Annotated in this window: 14 protein-coding genes; 8 read left to right on the plus strand and 6 right to left on the minus strand. The window is 73.6% G+C overall.

The window, feature by feature from the left end:
* Positions 1 to 118: 118 nt before the first annotated feature.
* The gene (locus ACTVAJ_RS04965; protein WP_470386848.1) at positions 119 to 241 is read left to right on the plus strand and encodes a hypothetical protein; all 123 of its coding nucleotides are present in this window, start codon (positions 119 to 121) and stop codon (positions 239 to 241) included.
* Between the two features lie 98 nt (positions 242 to 339).
* Here ACTVAJ_RS04965 and ACTVAJ_RS04970 read toward each other — a convergent pair whose 3' ends face one another.
* Together ACTVAJ_RS04970 and ACTVAJ_RS04975 are read right to left on the minus strand one after the other, a co-directional pair.
* Entirely contained in the window at positions 340 to 726 is a 387-nt protein-coding gene (locus tag ACTVAJ_RS04970) for a hypothetical protein (RefSeq protein WP_470386849.1), read from the minus strand.
* Between the two features lie 151 nt (positions 727 to 877).
* Positions 878 to 1,294: an ATP-binding protein gene (locus ACTVAJ_RS04975; RefSeq protein WP_470386850.1), complete on the minus strand. Its 417-nt coding sequence runs from the start codon at positions 1,292 to 1,294 to the stop codon at positions 878 to 880.
* 414 nt (positions 1,295 to 1,708) lie between these two features.
* Between ACTVAJ_RS04975 and ACTVAJ_RS04980 the strand changes: the two genes are divergently transcribed.
* The 3 genes from ACTVAJ_RS04980 (at position 1,709) to ACTVAJ_RS04990 (ending at position 4,333) form a co-directional block, all read left to right on the plus strand.
* Positions 1,709 to 2,563 carry a helix-turn-helix domain-containing protein gene (locus ACTVAJ_RS04980; RefSeq protein ID WP_470386851.1) on the plus strand — a complete coding sequence of 285 codons (855 nt, stop codon included), beginning with the start codon at positions 1,709 to 1,711 and terminating at the stop codon, positions 2,561 to 2,563.
* The gene (locus ACTVAJ_RS04985) at positions 2,560 to 2,946 is read left to right on the plus strand and encodes a DUF397 domain-containing protein (protein WP_470386852.1); all 387 of its coding nucleotides are present in this window, start codon (positions 2,560 to 2,562) and stop codon (positions 2,944 to 2,946) included. The genes ACTVAJ_RS04980 and ACTVAJ_RS04985 overlap by 4 nt, the downstream gene beginning before the upstream one ends.
* A 145-nt stretch (positions 2,947 to 3,091) precedes the next feature.
* A complete protein-coding gene (locus ACTVAJ_RS04990) occupies positions 3,092 to 4,333 on the plus strand; it encodes a hypothetical protein (RefSeq protein WP_470386853.1) in 1,242 nt (413 codons plus the stop codon).
* A 360-nt stretch (positions 4,334 to 4,693) separates the two neighbouring features.
* Here the strand turns inward: ACTVAJ_RS04990 and ACTVAJ_RS04995 are convergent, their stop codons facing one another.
* Positions 4,694 to 6,799 (minus strand): ATP-binding protein, encoded by a 2,106-nt coding sequence (locus ACTVAJ_RS04995; RefSeq protein ID WP_470386854.1) that lies wholly within the window; start codon positions 6,797 to 6,799, stop codon positions 4,694 to 4,696.
* Positions 6,800 to 7,307: 508 nt separating this feature from the next.
* Between ACTVAJ_RS04995 and ACTVAJ_RS05000 the strand changes: the two genes are divergently transcribed.
* Entirely contained in the window at positions 7,308 to 7,808 is a 501-nt protein-coding gene (locus tag ACTVAJ_RS05000) for an ATP-binding protein (RefSeq protein ID WP_470386855.1), read from the plus strand.
* A 173-nt stretch (positions 7,809 to 7,981) separates the two neighbouring features.
* Here the strand turns inward: ACTVAJ_RS05000 and ACTVAJ_RS05005 are convergent, their stop codons facing one another.
* Both ACTVAJ_RS05005 and ACTVAJ_RS05010 read right to left on the minus strand, forming a co-directional pair.
* On the minus strand, positions 7,982 to 8,932 hold the full coding sequence (locus ACTVAJ_RS05005) for a ring-cleaving dioxygenase (protein ID WP_470386856.1): 951 nt from the start codon (positions 8,930 to 8,932) through the stop codon (positions 7,982 to 7,984).
* 92 nt (positions 8,933 to 9,024) lie between these two features.
* Positions 9,025 to 10,278: an MFS transporter gene (locus tag ACTVAJ_RS05010; RefSeq protein ID WP_470386857.1), complete on the minus strand. Its 1,254-nt coding sequence runs from the start codon at positions 10,276 to 10,278 to the stop codon at positions 9,025 to 9,027.
* Positions 10,279 to 10,347: 69 nt separating this feature from the next.
* Between ACTVAJ_RS05010 and ACTVAJ_RS05015 the strand changes: the two genes are divergently transcribed.
* Together ACTVAJ_RS05015 and ACTVAJ_RS05020 are read left to right on the plus strand one after the other, a co-directional pair.
* Positions 10,348 to 11,280, plus strand: coding sequence for a LysR family transcriptional regulator (locus tag ACTVAJ_RS05015; protein WP_470386858.1), 933 nt, complete (start codon positions 10,348 to 10,350; stop codon positions 11,278 to 11,280).
* Between the two features lie 52 nt (positions 11,281 to 11,332).
* Positions 11,333 to 12,115, plus strand: coding sequence for an SDR family oxidoreductase (locus tag ACTVAJ_RS05020; RefSeq protein ID WP_470386859.1), 783 nt, complete (start codon positions 11,333 to 11,335; stop codon positions 12,113 to 12,115).
* 37 nt (positions 12,116 to 12,152) lie between these two features.
* On the opposite strand, the gene ACTVAJ_RS05025 is transcribed toward ACTVAJ_RS05020, so the two are convergent.
* Complete coding sequence (locus ACTVAJ_RS05025; RefSeq protein ID WP_470386860.1) at positions 12,153 to 12,608, minus strand: cupredoxin domain-containing protein; 456 nt, start codon at positions 12,606 to 12,608, stop codon at positions 12,153 to 12,155.
* A gap of 448 nt (positions 12,609 to 13,056) precedes the next feature.
* On the opposite strand from ACTVAJ_RS05025, the gene ACTVAJ_RS05030 reads away from it, so the two are divergent.
* Positions 13,057 to 13,794 (plus strand): GntR family transcriptional regulator, encoded by a 738-nt coding sequence (locus ACTVAJ_RS05030; protein WP_470386861.1) that lies wholly within the window; start codon positions 13,057 to 13,059, stop codon positions 13,792 to 13,794.
* The last annotated feature ends 63 nt before the right edge of the window (positions 13,795 to 13,857 follow it).

Here is a 13,857-nt window from a genome sequence, read left to right on the forward strand (position 1 = left end):
CCACACACAGAGCACCAGCCACATCTAGGATCGCGTTGCAGGACGGCGGCCGGACCTCCCTGGTCCGGCCGCCGGCGTTGTACGACCGGCCTTACGCCAAGCCACCAGAAAGCCCCCTATGTTCGCCATCGCACTGATCCCCACCGCCTGGCCTGCCGTTGAGGGCTGGTTCCGCCACCTGGCGGAGAAGGCCACCGAACTCGGCTCGACGGCCGCGGCGCTCGTGGCGGTCGTCGGGTAGCCCGCACCGGGGCACCCGAACCCATGAGGGCGCCGACGACCCGGTCGGCCGGGCGACCACCACCATGTGTGCCGCCCGGCCGGCAAAGACGAACCGCCTCAACCGAGGGTGCCGAGGTAGGTACGGACCACTGCGGCGAGTTCACCCAGGTCGTCAGGCGGCTGACGCGTCGGGGCGGCCAGGAGGTCGTCCCCGGGAAGCCGGGGCGGGGGTGGGAGTGATCGCGACATGTAGGGGCGAACGAGTGCGCCGCCGATCTCGTCGGGATCCCCCGCGTCCGAGTACTCCGTGTCGTACTCCGCCGCGAGCGGTTCCGGAGGCCGGGGAGGCTCGGGCGGCGGAGGGATCAAGACCGGTTCGCGCCTCGGCGGGTCGGGGACGAGGACGAAGGCCAGTGCCGCGGCCAGGCTCGCGGCGACGGTGGCCCGGAGCCGTCCCACGAGAGTTCGGTGCCGCCTGCGGTGGCGGCCGGTAGTGTGGTGCATGGTCATCCTCCTGCGGTTCTCAGGTGGGTGGTCACGCCCCGGCTCGGTGGGTCCAAGCACCAGCCGGGGCATCGTCGTGTCTGCCGCTGTGGCGGGTGTCATCGGCCCCGTGGGGCTGCGGTTCCCGCCGCGGCGGCACCCTGCTCCTCGTTCAGGTGTCCGGGTCGCGGTCGGGGTCGATCAGCGCCCACACGGTCAGCGGGCCGCCCGTGCACCCGGTCCACCACCACTTCTCCGCCAGCGCGGAGACCAGGCGGAGGCCGCGCCCGGACGGCTGTGTTCCGTCGACGCGGTCGGTCAGGGCGGGAACCGTGACCGGACGCAGGGCCCTGGGGCCGTCGTCGGTCACCGAGACCAGGACGACCCGACCGGGCAGTACCTCCACGGTGACCCTGACCCGCCCGCACCGACCACCCGAGGCCGTGTGCACCACGGCGTTGGTCACCAGCTCGCTGACGACCAGCTCGACCGGCGCGTTCGCCTGTGCGTCCCACCCGGTGGCCCCCGCGCACCAGGTCCGGACCCGACCGACCTGTGCGGGCGTCCCGTCGAAGTACGCGGTGGACACCCCCAGACGCCGACTCCCGACACGGACCGGCAACCCGCCCACCACCCGCCGGTCCTGACTGCGGCCGCACCGCGGCCTCGGAATCTCAAAGCTGCTCACCGTAACCCTCCAGAGAACGAAACGAACCGAATCCAGCCACCGCAGGCATGGTGGGGCCTCAGCGGGAGAGAAGGGCATCCGCCGGCCCCACCCCGTCGCGACAGTCGGCACACCACACGCCGCAGATAACGCCGCCTCCGACCGTCACCTTCAGTGACCCTTCGACCACGGCGCATCTTCATGATGCATTCTCGGAACATTCCTGGCAAGTGCTTGGAATAATTTTGATCTCGTCTGAGAGCACGGGTTCCGATGGCGGGAAGGCATGCCACCATGGGCATTGGCTCGTCACGACGCCGAATCGAGAGGAACGACGTGGAAGCTCAGCGCAGCCCGGCCGCCGCCCGCCGAAAACTCGGTGCCCGTCTGCGGAGCCTGCGCTCCGAAGCCAGGCTCACCGGCGCACGCGTCGCCTCCGACCTGGGGTGTGCACCGTCCACGATCAGCAAGTTCGAGGGCGGCAGCCTCATCCCCGACGCGGAGCAGCTCGACAGGCTGCTGACCCTCCTGCACGTCGACGACGTCGACGAGCGGCAGTCGCTCCACCAGCTCCTCGAAGCGGCCTCCGAATCCGGGTGGTGGGAGGCCTACGACGACGTCCTGCCGCCACGGTTCGACACCTACATCGGGCTCGAACTCGACGCCACGTCCGTCCAGGCGTACGAGACCACCCTGATCCACGGACTCCTGGAGACACGGGAGTACGCCAGTGCGGTACTGAACGGCGCCTCCTTCGGTACGCCTCCCGAGGACGTCGATCTTCTGGTGGACGTCCGGATGCGCCGTAAGGAGCTCTTCGACCGCGACCCCGCCCTGCGGCTGTCGGTGGTCATGGAGGAGGCCGCCCTCCTCCGACCGATCGGTGGCACCGAGGTCATGCGCGAGCAGCTCCAACACCTCATCGAGCAACAGGAGCAGCCGCACATCAACATCCAGGTGCTCCCGTTCTCCCTGGGCGCCCACGTCGGACTGAACGGGAACATCGCCCTGCTGGAGTTCGACGACCAGCCGCCGGTGGTACACGCCGAAGGCAGCACCGGTAACAACTTCCTCCTCAAACCCCGCGAGGTACGCCGCTGTAAGCTCCTGCTGAAGCGACTGCACGAGATCGCGTTGGGTCCGGAGGACACCACGCGGTACCTGAAGAAGACCCTCAAGGAGCTGAAGTGAGCCACGCAGCGTGGGAAGAGAGCGCCCCGTCCACGGCGTGGGTGAAGTCGAGCTTCAGCACGAACCCGCAGGGCTGTGTCCAGGTGCGGGTCCCGTGCGAGGGTCTGACCGAGGTCGGTGACACCAAGAACCCCGACGGCCCCACCCTCACCGTCCCCGACACCGACTGGGACCACTTCCTCACCCTGGTCGCCACGGGCGGAGCCGACTACGGACGCCTGCGCGCCGGGTTCCTCCCCGACGGCGGCTTCACCCTCACCGACACCGCCACCCCCCACTCCCCCGTCCTCGTCTACACCAGGTCCGAGTGGGACGCCTTCAAACGCGGCGCCGACGCCGGAGAGCTCCGCGGCCCGAACCCGCGCGGCGCGCTCGTCGGCTGACCCCGCCCCGGAGGGCCCCTCCGGGAGGACGCGGACGCAGGCGATCCGTCATGCGGTTCGCAGGTGGTTGTCGGGTCCCGTGCAGGCGGTTCGTCACGTCCCGCGGGTGACGCTCGTGTTCCGACCTCTTCGGAGAGGAGCACCGATGACCGACATCCGGTGGCGCACCGGGCCGTTCGGCCCGGGCGCCCGTTCCCAGGCCACCCTGCGCACCGAACGCACCGTCCTGGTGGTCGCCCACCACCTGACCGCGGCCACCCGTCTGGCCGACGTCCTGCCGCTGGTCGAGTCCGACCCGCGCGTGCAGGTGGTCTTCACCGTCCCCCCGACCTCCCCGCTCGCCGGTGGCGCGGCCCGCCACGTGCGCGGGCTCGACGCCGTGGTCATCGACTGGGAGCAGGCGACCGCGCAGAAATTCGACCTGGCGATCGCGGCGGGCCTGGGCGGGCTCGAACAGCTGCACGCCCCCGTACTGACCCTCGAACACGGGGCCGGTCCCGGCAAGATCCGCCCCCGCCGGGACGGGCACGGGGCCAGCGCCCCGCGCGACCTCTCCCGGACCGCGGCGGGACTGGTCACCCGCGGCCGGGTCGTCCCCGCCATGATCGGCGTCCCGCACGAACGGGTGCGTGAGGTCCTGGCGCGCACCGTGCCCGAGGCGGCACAGGCCGCGCGCGTGGTCGGCGACCCCTCCTTCGACCGGATCCTGGCCAGCCTGTCCCGACGCGACGCCTACCGGCGGGCGTTGGATGTCGGCGAAGGGGAGACCCTGGTGCTGCTGTCCTCCACGTGGCGGCCCCACTCGCTGCTCGGACGCCACCACGACCTCCCGGCCCGGCTCAGCGCCGCACTCGCCCCGCACGGTGCCCGCGTCGTGGCCACGCCGCACCCCGGGATCTGGGAGTGGCACGGACGCCGCCAGGTCCGCGCGTGGATGAGCGGCGCCGAACGCCACGGCGCCCTGCTGCTGCCGCCGGAGAACGGCTGGCAGGCGGCGGTGGTCGCCGCCGACCTGGTCGTCGGCGACCACGGATCCGTCACGTACTACGCCGCGGCGGCGGGGCGCCCGGTCCTGCTCGCGGCCTTCCCGGGCCAGGACGTGGTCCCCGCCTCGCACAGCGAACTGCTGGGCCGGTCGGCCCCGCGGTTGGACACCGACCGGCCGCTCTGGGAGCAGGTGCGGGCGGCGGTGGCCGAACACGTCCCCGAGCGGGCGGGCTGGTACTCGTCGCTGTTGACGTCGGCCCCCGGTGACTCGGCACGGCTCCTGCGCGAGGGCGTCTACCAGCTGATGGAGCTGCCCGAGCCCGACCGCCCGGCCGACTGCCTTCCGGTGCCGCCGCCCGCTCCGCTGGAGCCGTGGCTCGGGCGGGGGGTGGCCTCGTGAGGGCGCCGCACGTGCGCGCACGGCTGTCCCGCGTCCCGGGAGGCGTCGTGGTGGGTGTCGACGACCAGTGGTGGGCGGCGGCCCGGGATCACGACCGCCACCTGGCCGACGTGGTCACCGGCACCGGAGACGCGGAGCTGGCACGGCGGTGGCTGGCGGAGTCGCCCGGGTGCCGTGTGGCGGCGGCCGACGACGGTCGGCGCTGGTGGATCGCGGTGCGCGGGCACGGGGAGGTGACCGTGGACGGTGCGGACGACGCGGAACGGGTCCGCGCGGCGCTGGCGCTCCTGCACACGGTGTCGGCGCTGGGCCCGCCGTGGACCGGCGGGCGCTGGCCGGAGTCGGTGGTCGCCGAGGCGCTCACGGCTCCGTCGCGTCCAGTTCCCGGAGGCGTCGAGCTGTCGCTTCGGCTTGCGGGGCGCCCAGTTCGGTATAGGTGCCGTGCGCGATCCGCAGGTGGTCACGCTCGGCCCCGGGCCGCCGCCTGATCCGCGCCGACCTGGCCAGGAGGTCGTGGACGCGCGCCTGTTCGAGGCGGGCGCCGCAGCGTTCGACGGCGTCGAGCGCTGCGGCGAGCGCGTCCTCGGCCTCCTGCGTGCGTTCCAGGTCCAGGAGGGACCGGGCCAGGGCTGTGAGGGTGCGGCCGACCATGTAGTCGTCGCCGGTGGCGGCGAAGTGGTCGTGGGCGCGGCCGAAGTGGTCGGCGGCCTCGGTGTGGCGGCCCAGGGCCCGGTGGGCCTCGCCCAGGTGGCGGTGCATCATGGCCACTCCGCGCGCACGCCCCTGGCCCGCGAAGACCTCCTGGGCGCGCAGGAGGTGGTCGACGGCCAGGTCGGGACGTCCCTGGGCGAGGGCCGCGGTGCCCAGGCCTTCCAGGGCCGAGGCGCGGCCGAGGGGGTGGTCCGCCTCCTCCCACAGGCGCAGTGCCTCGGCGTGGTGTTGCGCCGCGGTGTCGGGGCGGCCGAGTTTGAGGTGGGCCTGGGCGAGGGTCATGAGGACGCGGGCGGTGGCGGCCGGGTCGCCGAGGACCCGCGCGGAGGCCAGGGCGGTCTCGTGGGTGCGGATCCAGGCGCCGAAGTGCTGGCGGAGGGTGAACAGGGAGCGCAGCGCCTCGCACAGTTGCCAGACGGCCTCGTGGCGGCCGGTGGCGTGGCAGCGGGCGAGGAGGGCGTCGAGGGTGGGGAGTTCGGCCTCCAGCCAGGCGAGCGCGGTGGCGTGGTCGGGGAAGGGGCCCGGAGCGTTCTCCGCCTCGGCGTAGCGGGGGCTCAGGTGCCAGCGCCGGGGGTTGAGGGTGAGGTCGGCGGCGGTGGTCACGCGCAGGTAGTGCTCGACGAGGCGGTCCAGGGCCGCCTCGCGGTGGTGCGCGGGTTCGTCGGCGTGCGCCCTGTCGCGGGCGTGGACGCGGATGAGGTCGTGGAAGCGGTGGCGGCCGTCGGCGCCCTCCTGGAGGAGGTTGGCCTCCAGGAGGGCCTCCACCCGGTCCTCGGTGGCGTAGTCCGCTCCCCCGTCCAGGGCGACAGCGGCGTCGAGCGTGATCGTCGGTCCCGGGTGAAGTCCGAGCAGGCGGTACAGGCGGGCGACGTCGTCGGGCAGGGCCGTGTAGGAGGCGTCGAAGACGGCGGTGACCGAGCTGTCGCGGTCCCGGCTCAGGGCGGGGAGGCGGCGCCGCTCGTCGGAGAGTTCCTCGACCACCCGCTGGGCGGGCCGGCCGGGGCGCAGGCGCAGGCGCCCGGCGACGGCGCGCAGGGCGAGCGGGAGCCGTCCGCACAGCTCGACGAGGCTGCGGGAGGTGGCCGCGGTGAGGTCGTCGCGGTGGCCGGTGAGCAGGGCGTCGAGGAGTTCGAGGGCGGCGCCCGGGTCGAGGGGGTGGACGTGCACGAAGCGGGCACCCTCGGGCAGGAGGCCGAGCAGGTGGAGGCGGGTGGTGACGACGACGCGGTGCCCTCCCCCGCCGGGCAGGAGGGTCCGTACCTGCGCGGGCGAGACCGCGTTGTCCAGGAGGACGGCGAGCCGCCTGCCGTGGGTGCGGCTGCGGAACTCGGCGGCGCGCGGTTCCAGGCCCCGGGGAATCCGGTCGGCGGGGACGCCGAGGGCACGGAGGAAGCCGTCGAGGACGTCGGCGGGATCGGCGGGAGCCGCGGCGTCGGTGAAGCCGGCGAGGTCGGCGTAGAGTTCGCCGTCCGGTTGGCGGTGCGCGTCGCGGGCGAGGAAGCGCACGGCCAGCGCGGTCTTTCCCACTCCCCCGGTGCCGACGAGGACGGCCAGGTCGGTACCGCCCTCGGGTGGCGTGTCGGAGAGTTCGCGCAGTTCGCGGACGCGGTCGGTGAACTCGGCCGGTGCGGGTGGAAGCTGGTGGGGTGTTCCGCTGGCGGGCGGCGGCGCGTGGAAGTGGACGTGCCCGAGTGTCCTGGCCTGGACGACGGTGGACGGTGCGGTCACCTCGGCGTGGTTGTGCGTGGAATGCACTGAACCGGGGTGTTGGGCAGGTTTGTCCATGGAACCTCACGCAGTGGGGGTTTGGCGAAGGTCATGCCGTCGGGGGTCGCCACGGGAGCGTTCGATGCCTGACGTTCCCGCGAAGGCGATGAACTACACGTGTGGTCGTCGACCGGACGCGAAGAGCGAGATCCGAGGGTGTGCGCGAATCGAGCCGCGCCGCCACCTTTACGTCGTAGATTCACGAGTCGGGGGGGCACGCCCCGCGCGGCCGGGTGGCGCCGCCAGCGAACGCCACACCGAGCCAAGACTAATTTTTCGCACCAGAACGGCTTCACACAACTGAATCCGTGGTGCGATCCATATTTTACGAAAGAATCCCTTGCCAACCAGCATGGCGTTTGTCAAGGTGAAGGGACACCACAGGAGTGTGGGACGTCACATCCCACCCCCCGACCATGGGCGTTCGGGGGCTCCCGCGGCCGCAGGCTCCGGTCGAGCATGTCGCTCCTGTCCCGTTTCTGCCGAGGAAGCCGCCATGCCCACAGTCGCCACCACGGCCGTCACATCCGGGTGCTCCGTCTCTCCCACGACCGGTCTCCCGCTCTCCGGTGGCGCCACCGATCTGCCCGCGCGCGTGTCGTCCCGGCTTCCGCACACACCGTGCGCCGCGGGTCTGGCGCGCAGGACCGTGGAGGACTTCCTGCGCGACCAGGGCGAGGAGGACCTCGGCGCCGCCGCCCACCTGGTCGTCTCCGAACTGGTGACCAACGCCGTCCGGCACGGTCGTTCGCCCGTCGACCTGACGCTGACCTGGGTGGACGGCCACACGCACCGCCCCAGACTGTGTGTGGAGGTCCTGGACCGCGGGACGTCGGGGTCCCTGAGGCCCGGTGCCGGGTTCGGCGACGACCAGGCCGAGGGAGGCCGGGGTCTGATGCTGGTCGAGGCGTGCAGCGACCGCTGGGGCGTCTCCCGGCACACGGACGCGGGCCTGCTCGTGTGGGCCGAGATCGCGCGGCCCGACGCCGAGGGCTGAGAGGCCGCGTCGTGGACGTTCGCCCCGGTCCGCGACGCTCGGGCACAGAAGAGGGTTCCACCTTGTGGAGTGGGAGCGGTGGCGCCCGGGGTCAGGGGGCGCCACCGCGGTTCGCGGGCCGGCTCAGGAGCGGGTCCGGCCGGTCCTCGGTCCAAAGGCGGAGCGGTCGGCGGTCACGCCCGCTCCCCCAGGTACGGCAGGTGCCGCGCGATCCGCTCGCGGTCCGGTTCCAGCCACGGCGGCAGCCGCAGTGCGCGGCCCAGTTCCAACAGCGGCTCGTCGACGTCGAAACCGGGGCCGTCGGTGGCGATCTCCAGCAGCGCGCCGCCGGGCTCGTTGAAGTAGACGGAGGTGAAGTAGCGGCGGTCCCGGATCTCGGTGACCTCGACGCCGTCCTCCTCCAGCGCCCGCCGCCAGGTGTCCTGGACAGGACGGTCGGGGGCGCGGTAGGCGACGTGGTGGACGGTTCCGGCGGCGACCAGGCCGCGCTCGGCTCCGGGGTCGGCCACGACGTCGACGATGGTCCCCACCCCGGGGGTGGCGGGGCCGGTGCGGAACCGCAGGCGGTCCGCGGTCTCCCCGACCAGACGGAAGCCCAGCTGCTCGCCGAGCATCCGGGCGGTGCCCTCGGCGTCGTGCTCGGTGAGGGTGACCGAGCGGATGCCCCGGACCGCGTGTTCGGCTGGCACCCCTCCCCCGTCCCAGGGATCGGTGTCGTGGGTGTCGGCGCCGGCCGCGAGTTCGATCACCAGCCCGTCGGGGTCGCGCAGCGTCAGGACGTCCTCCTCGGCGCGCTCCGCGGGGCGGGTGGCGGCCACGTTCAGGGCGGCCAGGTGGTCGGCCCACCAGCCCAGCGATCCCTCGGGCACCGACAGGGTCGTGGTGGTGGCCTGCCCGGCGCCGGGGCGTCCGGGCGGGGCGTCGGGCCAGGGGAAGAAGGTGAGGACGGTGCCGGGGTTTCCCGCGCGGTCGCCGTAGTACAGGTGGTAGGTGTCGGGGCGGTCGAAGTTCACCGTGCGCTTGACCAGGCGCAGTCCCAGCGCGGTGCGGTAGAAGTCGGCGTTGGCCCGGGGGTCGGTGGCGATCGCGGTCACATGGTGCAGGCCCGTGGGGCGTACGTCCATGTCGTCACCTTCCGTCGGTTCCGGGCGGCCCGTCCCAATCTAGTTTAATTTTAAACTACTTCTCGCGACGCGTCCTCCCCGACCCCGCCGGTTCAGCCACCGGGGTGGTCGGCGGCGGGTTCGGGGAGGCGTCGCAGGCGCAGACCCGCCAGGGCCGCCGCGGCGCACAGGACGAGGGCGTAGGCCACCGCGCCGCCCCAGCCCACGGCGTCGTAGACCAGTCCGCCGCACCAGCTGAACAGGCTCGCCCCCAGGTAGTAGGCGAGCGTGTAGACGGCCATGGCCTGTGCCCGACCGGCCGCCGCGTGTCGGCCCACCCACGCCGAGGCGGTGGCGTGCGCGGCGAAGAACGCGAAGGTCAGCACCAGCAGGGCCGCCGCCAGTCCGACCAGCGAGGTGGTCACCAGCGCGGTCAGCCCGGCCGCCATCAGGGCGGTCGCCGACACCAGCACGGCGTAGCCGCCCAGGCGGGCGGTGGTCGCACCGGCCACCGCCGAACCGAGCATCCCGGCCGTGTAGGCGAGGAAGAGCAGCGAGGCCGTGGACTGGGACAGCCCGAAGGGCTCCTGCACGAGACGGAACCCGAGCAGGTTGTACACGGTCATGAAGGCGCCCATGAGCAGCAGCGCCTGGGCGTACAGCGCGGGAAGCCCGCGCGTGGTCAGCGCGGCGCGCAGCCGCCCCCGGGGGCGTGCCCCCGGGCGGAGGGCGCGTGGGCGGCCGGCCGTGTCTCCCGCACGTCCGCGCGGCAGCACCAGGACGAACACGCTCAGCGCGACCACGCCCAGCAGGGTGTTGGCGGCGATCCCCCACTGCCAGCCGCCCAGGTCCGCCGCGAACCCGGCCAGCAGGCGCCCGCCCATACCGCCCAGGGGGTTGCCCGCGATGTAGAGCCCGGTGGCGCGCGGGGCGTCGGCGGGGTGGATCTCCTCGGCGAGGTAGGCGACGGCGGCCGCGGGCACACCGCCCAGGGCCGCCCCCTGGAGGGTGCGCAGGACCAGGAGGGCGGGAAGGTCGGCGGCCAAGGGCGCCAGGACGCCCAGGAGGGTGGCCGCCAGCAGGGAGAGGGCGATGACGCGCGCCCTGCCGATCCGGTCGGCGGCACCGCTCCACACCAGTGTGAACCCGGCCAGCCCGCCGGTGGCCAGGGAGGCGGCCAGGGCGGCCTGGGCCGCGGAGGCGTCGAAGCCCGCGGCGATGGCGGGCAGGATCGGCTGGACCGACCAGAGCTGGGCGAAGGTGGCCACCGCGGCGGCGACCATGGCCACGACGGTGCGCCGGTAGGCGCGGGTGCCCGCGCGCGGACGGGAGTCGTGGGCGGGCACGGAGGCGCTGGTCGGGGACATGCTCCCACGCTAGGAAGCGGCGTTTCATACGTCCAATGCATGTGTTGGGGTTGTTTCATACTGAAACGTATGGATACTTCGGAAGCCCTGGTCAGGGTGCTGGCGCCGCGGCTGCGCATGGTCGCGGCGGTGGCCGAGACCGAACACGTCACCCAGGCCGCCGAGGCCCTGGACATGCCCCAGCCGACGCTGAGCCGCGCCCTGGCCCGGCTCCAGGGGGAGTTGGGCATGGACCTGGTCGAGCGCACCGGGCGCGGGGTGCGGTTGACCCGGGCCGGTCGTCTGCTGCTGCCGCACGTGCGGCGGGCCCTGGACGACCTCCGGGCTGGTCTGGCGGAGCTGACCGACGCCGAGGAGGGCCGGGTGGCGCTGACCTTCCTGCCGACGCTCGGCGTGGAGGTGGTCCCGGCGCTGCTGCGCGGGTTCCGGGCCCGTCACCCGGGGGTGCGGTTCACGCTCACCCAGGAGGCGTGGGCGGATTCGCTGCGGCGGGTGTCCGCGGGCGGCGCGGACCTGGCGCTGACCTCTCCCCTGCCGTCGCGTCCGGGGTTGGCGTCGGCGACGCTGCACACCCAGGCGCTCCGGCTGGTGGTACCCGAGGGGCATCCGCTGGCCTCCGCCACGGGCGGGGTGGGGGTGTCGGAGGCGGCCGGTGACGAGTTCATCCTGCTCAAGCCGGGGCGCGGGGTACGGCACCTGACCGACCGGCTGTGCGACCGGGCGGGGTTGACCCCCGCGGTGGCCTTCGAGGCCGACGACATCGCGACCGCGCGCGGGCTGGTCGCGGCGGGACTGGGGGTGTCGGTCCTGCCCGCGCGTCCCCGGGGCCCGCTGGGCGGGACGGTGGAGTTGGCGCTGCGGGGGGCGGACACCACGCGGCCGATCGGGGTGGTGTGGCCGCGGGAGGGGGCCGGGGGCGGGTACGAGCCTGCGGCGGTGGCGCTGTTCCGCGACCACGTGCGCCGGGTGGGTCCCAGCCTCATCCCCGACCTGACGGGCTGAGCGGCCGGAAAACGCGTTGCGGGCCGGTCGGGGCGGGGCCAGGATGGCGGTCATGCCGACCGACGACGCACACACATCGCGCGCACGCCCGGTCGCCCTGGTCACCGGGGTGGGTCGGACCGCGGGGATCGGCGCGGGGATCGTCCGCCGCCTGGCGGAGTCGGGGTGGGACATCGCCTTCTCCTACCTGTCGGCCTACGACGACCGCATGCCCTGGGGGGCCGAGGCGGGCGCGGTGGCGGCGCACCTGGAGGCGGTGGCCGCGCGCGGGGGGACCGCCGTGGCCGTGGAGGCCGACCTGGCCGACCCCGGGGCGCCGGACCGGCTGTGGGACGAGGTGGAGCGGCGGACGGGGCCGGTGAGCGCACTGGTGATGTGCCACTGCGAGTCGGTGGACTCGGGTCTGCTCGACACCCCCGTGGACAGTTTCGACCGCCACTTCGCGGTGAACGCGCGCGCCACCTGGCTGCTGGTCCGCGGGTTCGCCGAGCGCTTCCGCGGCGGGCACGGCAGTGGCCGGATCATCGCCCTGACCAGTGACCACACCGTCGGGAACCTGCCCTACGGAGCGAGCAAGGGCGCGCTGGACCGCATCACGCTGGCCGCCGCCCGCGAGCTGGCGCACCTGGGGGTGAGCGCGAACGTCATCAACCCGGGGCCGGTCGACACCGGGTGGATGGACGGGCCGACCCGGGCGGCGTGCGTGGAGCGGACGCCGTCGGGGCGCCTGGGCACCCCGGCCGACACCGCGGATCTGGTGGAGTTCCTGTGCTCGCGTCGCGGCGGGTGGATCAACGGGCAGCTGCTGCACAGCGACGGCGGGATCTCCGCCTGAGGCGGGCCGGTGACCTCCGGTACGCGGCGCCCGCGACCTACCCGACGGTCACGGTGGCCTCCATGCCCATCGCCCTGTGGTCGCCCACCGAGCAGTAGAAGGTGTACGTGCCCGGCTCCAGGGTGAGGGTGGCGCTCTGACCGGCGCCGCCGTCGGTCACGGGGATGACCTGCTCGTCGTCGAGCTCCTCGACGACCAGGTCGTGCCGGGCCCGGCCGGCGTTCTCGAAGTCGATCCGGATGGTGCCGGCGGGCAGGGTCTCGGGGATGCCGTCGAAGGACATCTCCCGGGCCGTGACGGCGATCGTCCGCACGGCGTCGCCCTCCTGTGCGGTGCCCTCGGCGACCGTGTCCTCGGCGCCGGCGGGGTCGGACGCGCTCTCCTGGGACGCGGCCTCCTCCGGGGCGGCGGTGTCGGTGCCGTCGTCGGAGGCACAGGCACCCAGGCCGATGGCTCCGGCCGCGGCCAGGGCGATGAGGCTGAGGCGTTGCATGTCACGTCTCCTCGTGGGCTGGCGATGGGGGCGGCGGCGGGGTCCGTTGGTCGCAGTATGCTACGGGACGCTCACACGGGCGGCACGCCCGTCAGGGTTCTTCTCGGTGAACGGACGGATCCTCGGATCTCACACGGCGCGCGCCTTGACGACGTAGATCCCATCTGCCGGACGGCGGCGCCGACCGGAACCGGAGGAGAACGGGGAACGCGGGGGCCGACCGACCCCCCGTCCACGGCGTCCGGCCAGGCGCCGCGGGGGCGGGCCCGCCGTCCGGGCCAGGACGGGACCCGGACCTCGCACACGCGCCCCCGCGACGGTGCCCCATCCTGGGCGAGCGAAGATCACGATGTCAACATCCGGACAGTCCGCGCCCGCTTCCGGCTCGCCGGGCGCACGACCCCGGATCGGAGTGGGACCGAGACTCACCTGGCCCTTACTCCCGATCGTGAACGCCGTACACTTTTTCCTGTTCGCGAGCACGGTTGCGGGGTGGGGCATGCGCAGGGCACGGCGGCGCGGTTTGGCGCACGAGGCGGCCGACCGTATCCGCGAGTCCATCCTCGAAGGGCGGGTGGCGCCGGGCTCGGCCCTGCGCGAGGTGGAACTGGCCGCCTCCCTGGAGGTCAGCCGCGGATCGGTCCGCGAGGGGCTGGCCATCCTCGAACGCGAGGGCCTGGTGCGCAGCGAGTGGCACCGCGGCACCCGCGTCATCGAGTTGACCGCCGACGACGTCAACGAGGTCTACGCGGTGCGGGCCGCGCTGGAACGCCTGGCCACGGCGCTGGCCGCCCAGCGGATGACGCCCGAGCGCACCGCGGAACTGCACACCCTGGTGGACGCCATGGAACGGGCGCTGTCGGTGGACGCGGACGTGCCGACTTTGCTCGCGCTCGACCTGGCCTTCCACGACCGGATCTACGACACGGCCGCCAACAGTCGGCTGACCACCTCCTGGCGCGGCCTGCGTTCGCAGGTGCACCTGTTCCAGGTGGCCCGCACCCGGCTGGACCGCGAGCGCTACCGCAGCTCGGTCGTCGCCGAGCACCGCGCCCTGGTCCGGCACCTGGAGGGCGGCGCCACCGACGTGCTCGCCCGGACCGCCGAGGAGCACGTCCACGCGGCCCGTCGGGCGCTGTTGGAGGTCCTGCCGGGGGTGGAGCCCGCCGAGGGCGGTCCGGGGTGACACCGGCGGGGACACCCCGGGTGGATGCCGCACAACACAGTCTGGATAGGCTAACCTAACCTT

This window comes from Nocardiopsis sp. KDC1DS13DA1 (assembly GCF_055632325.1).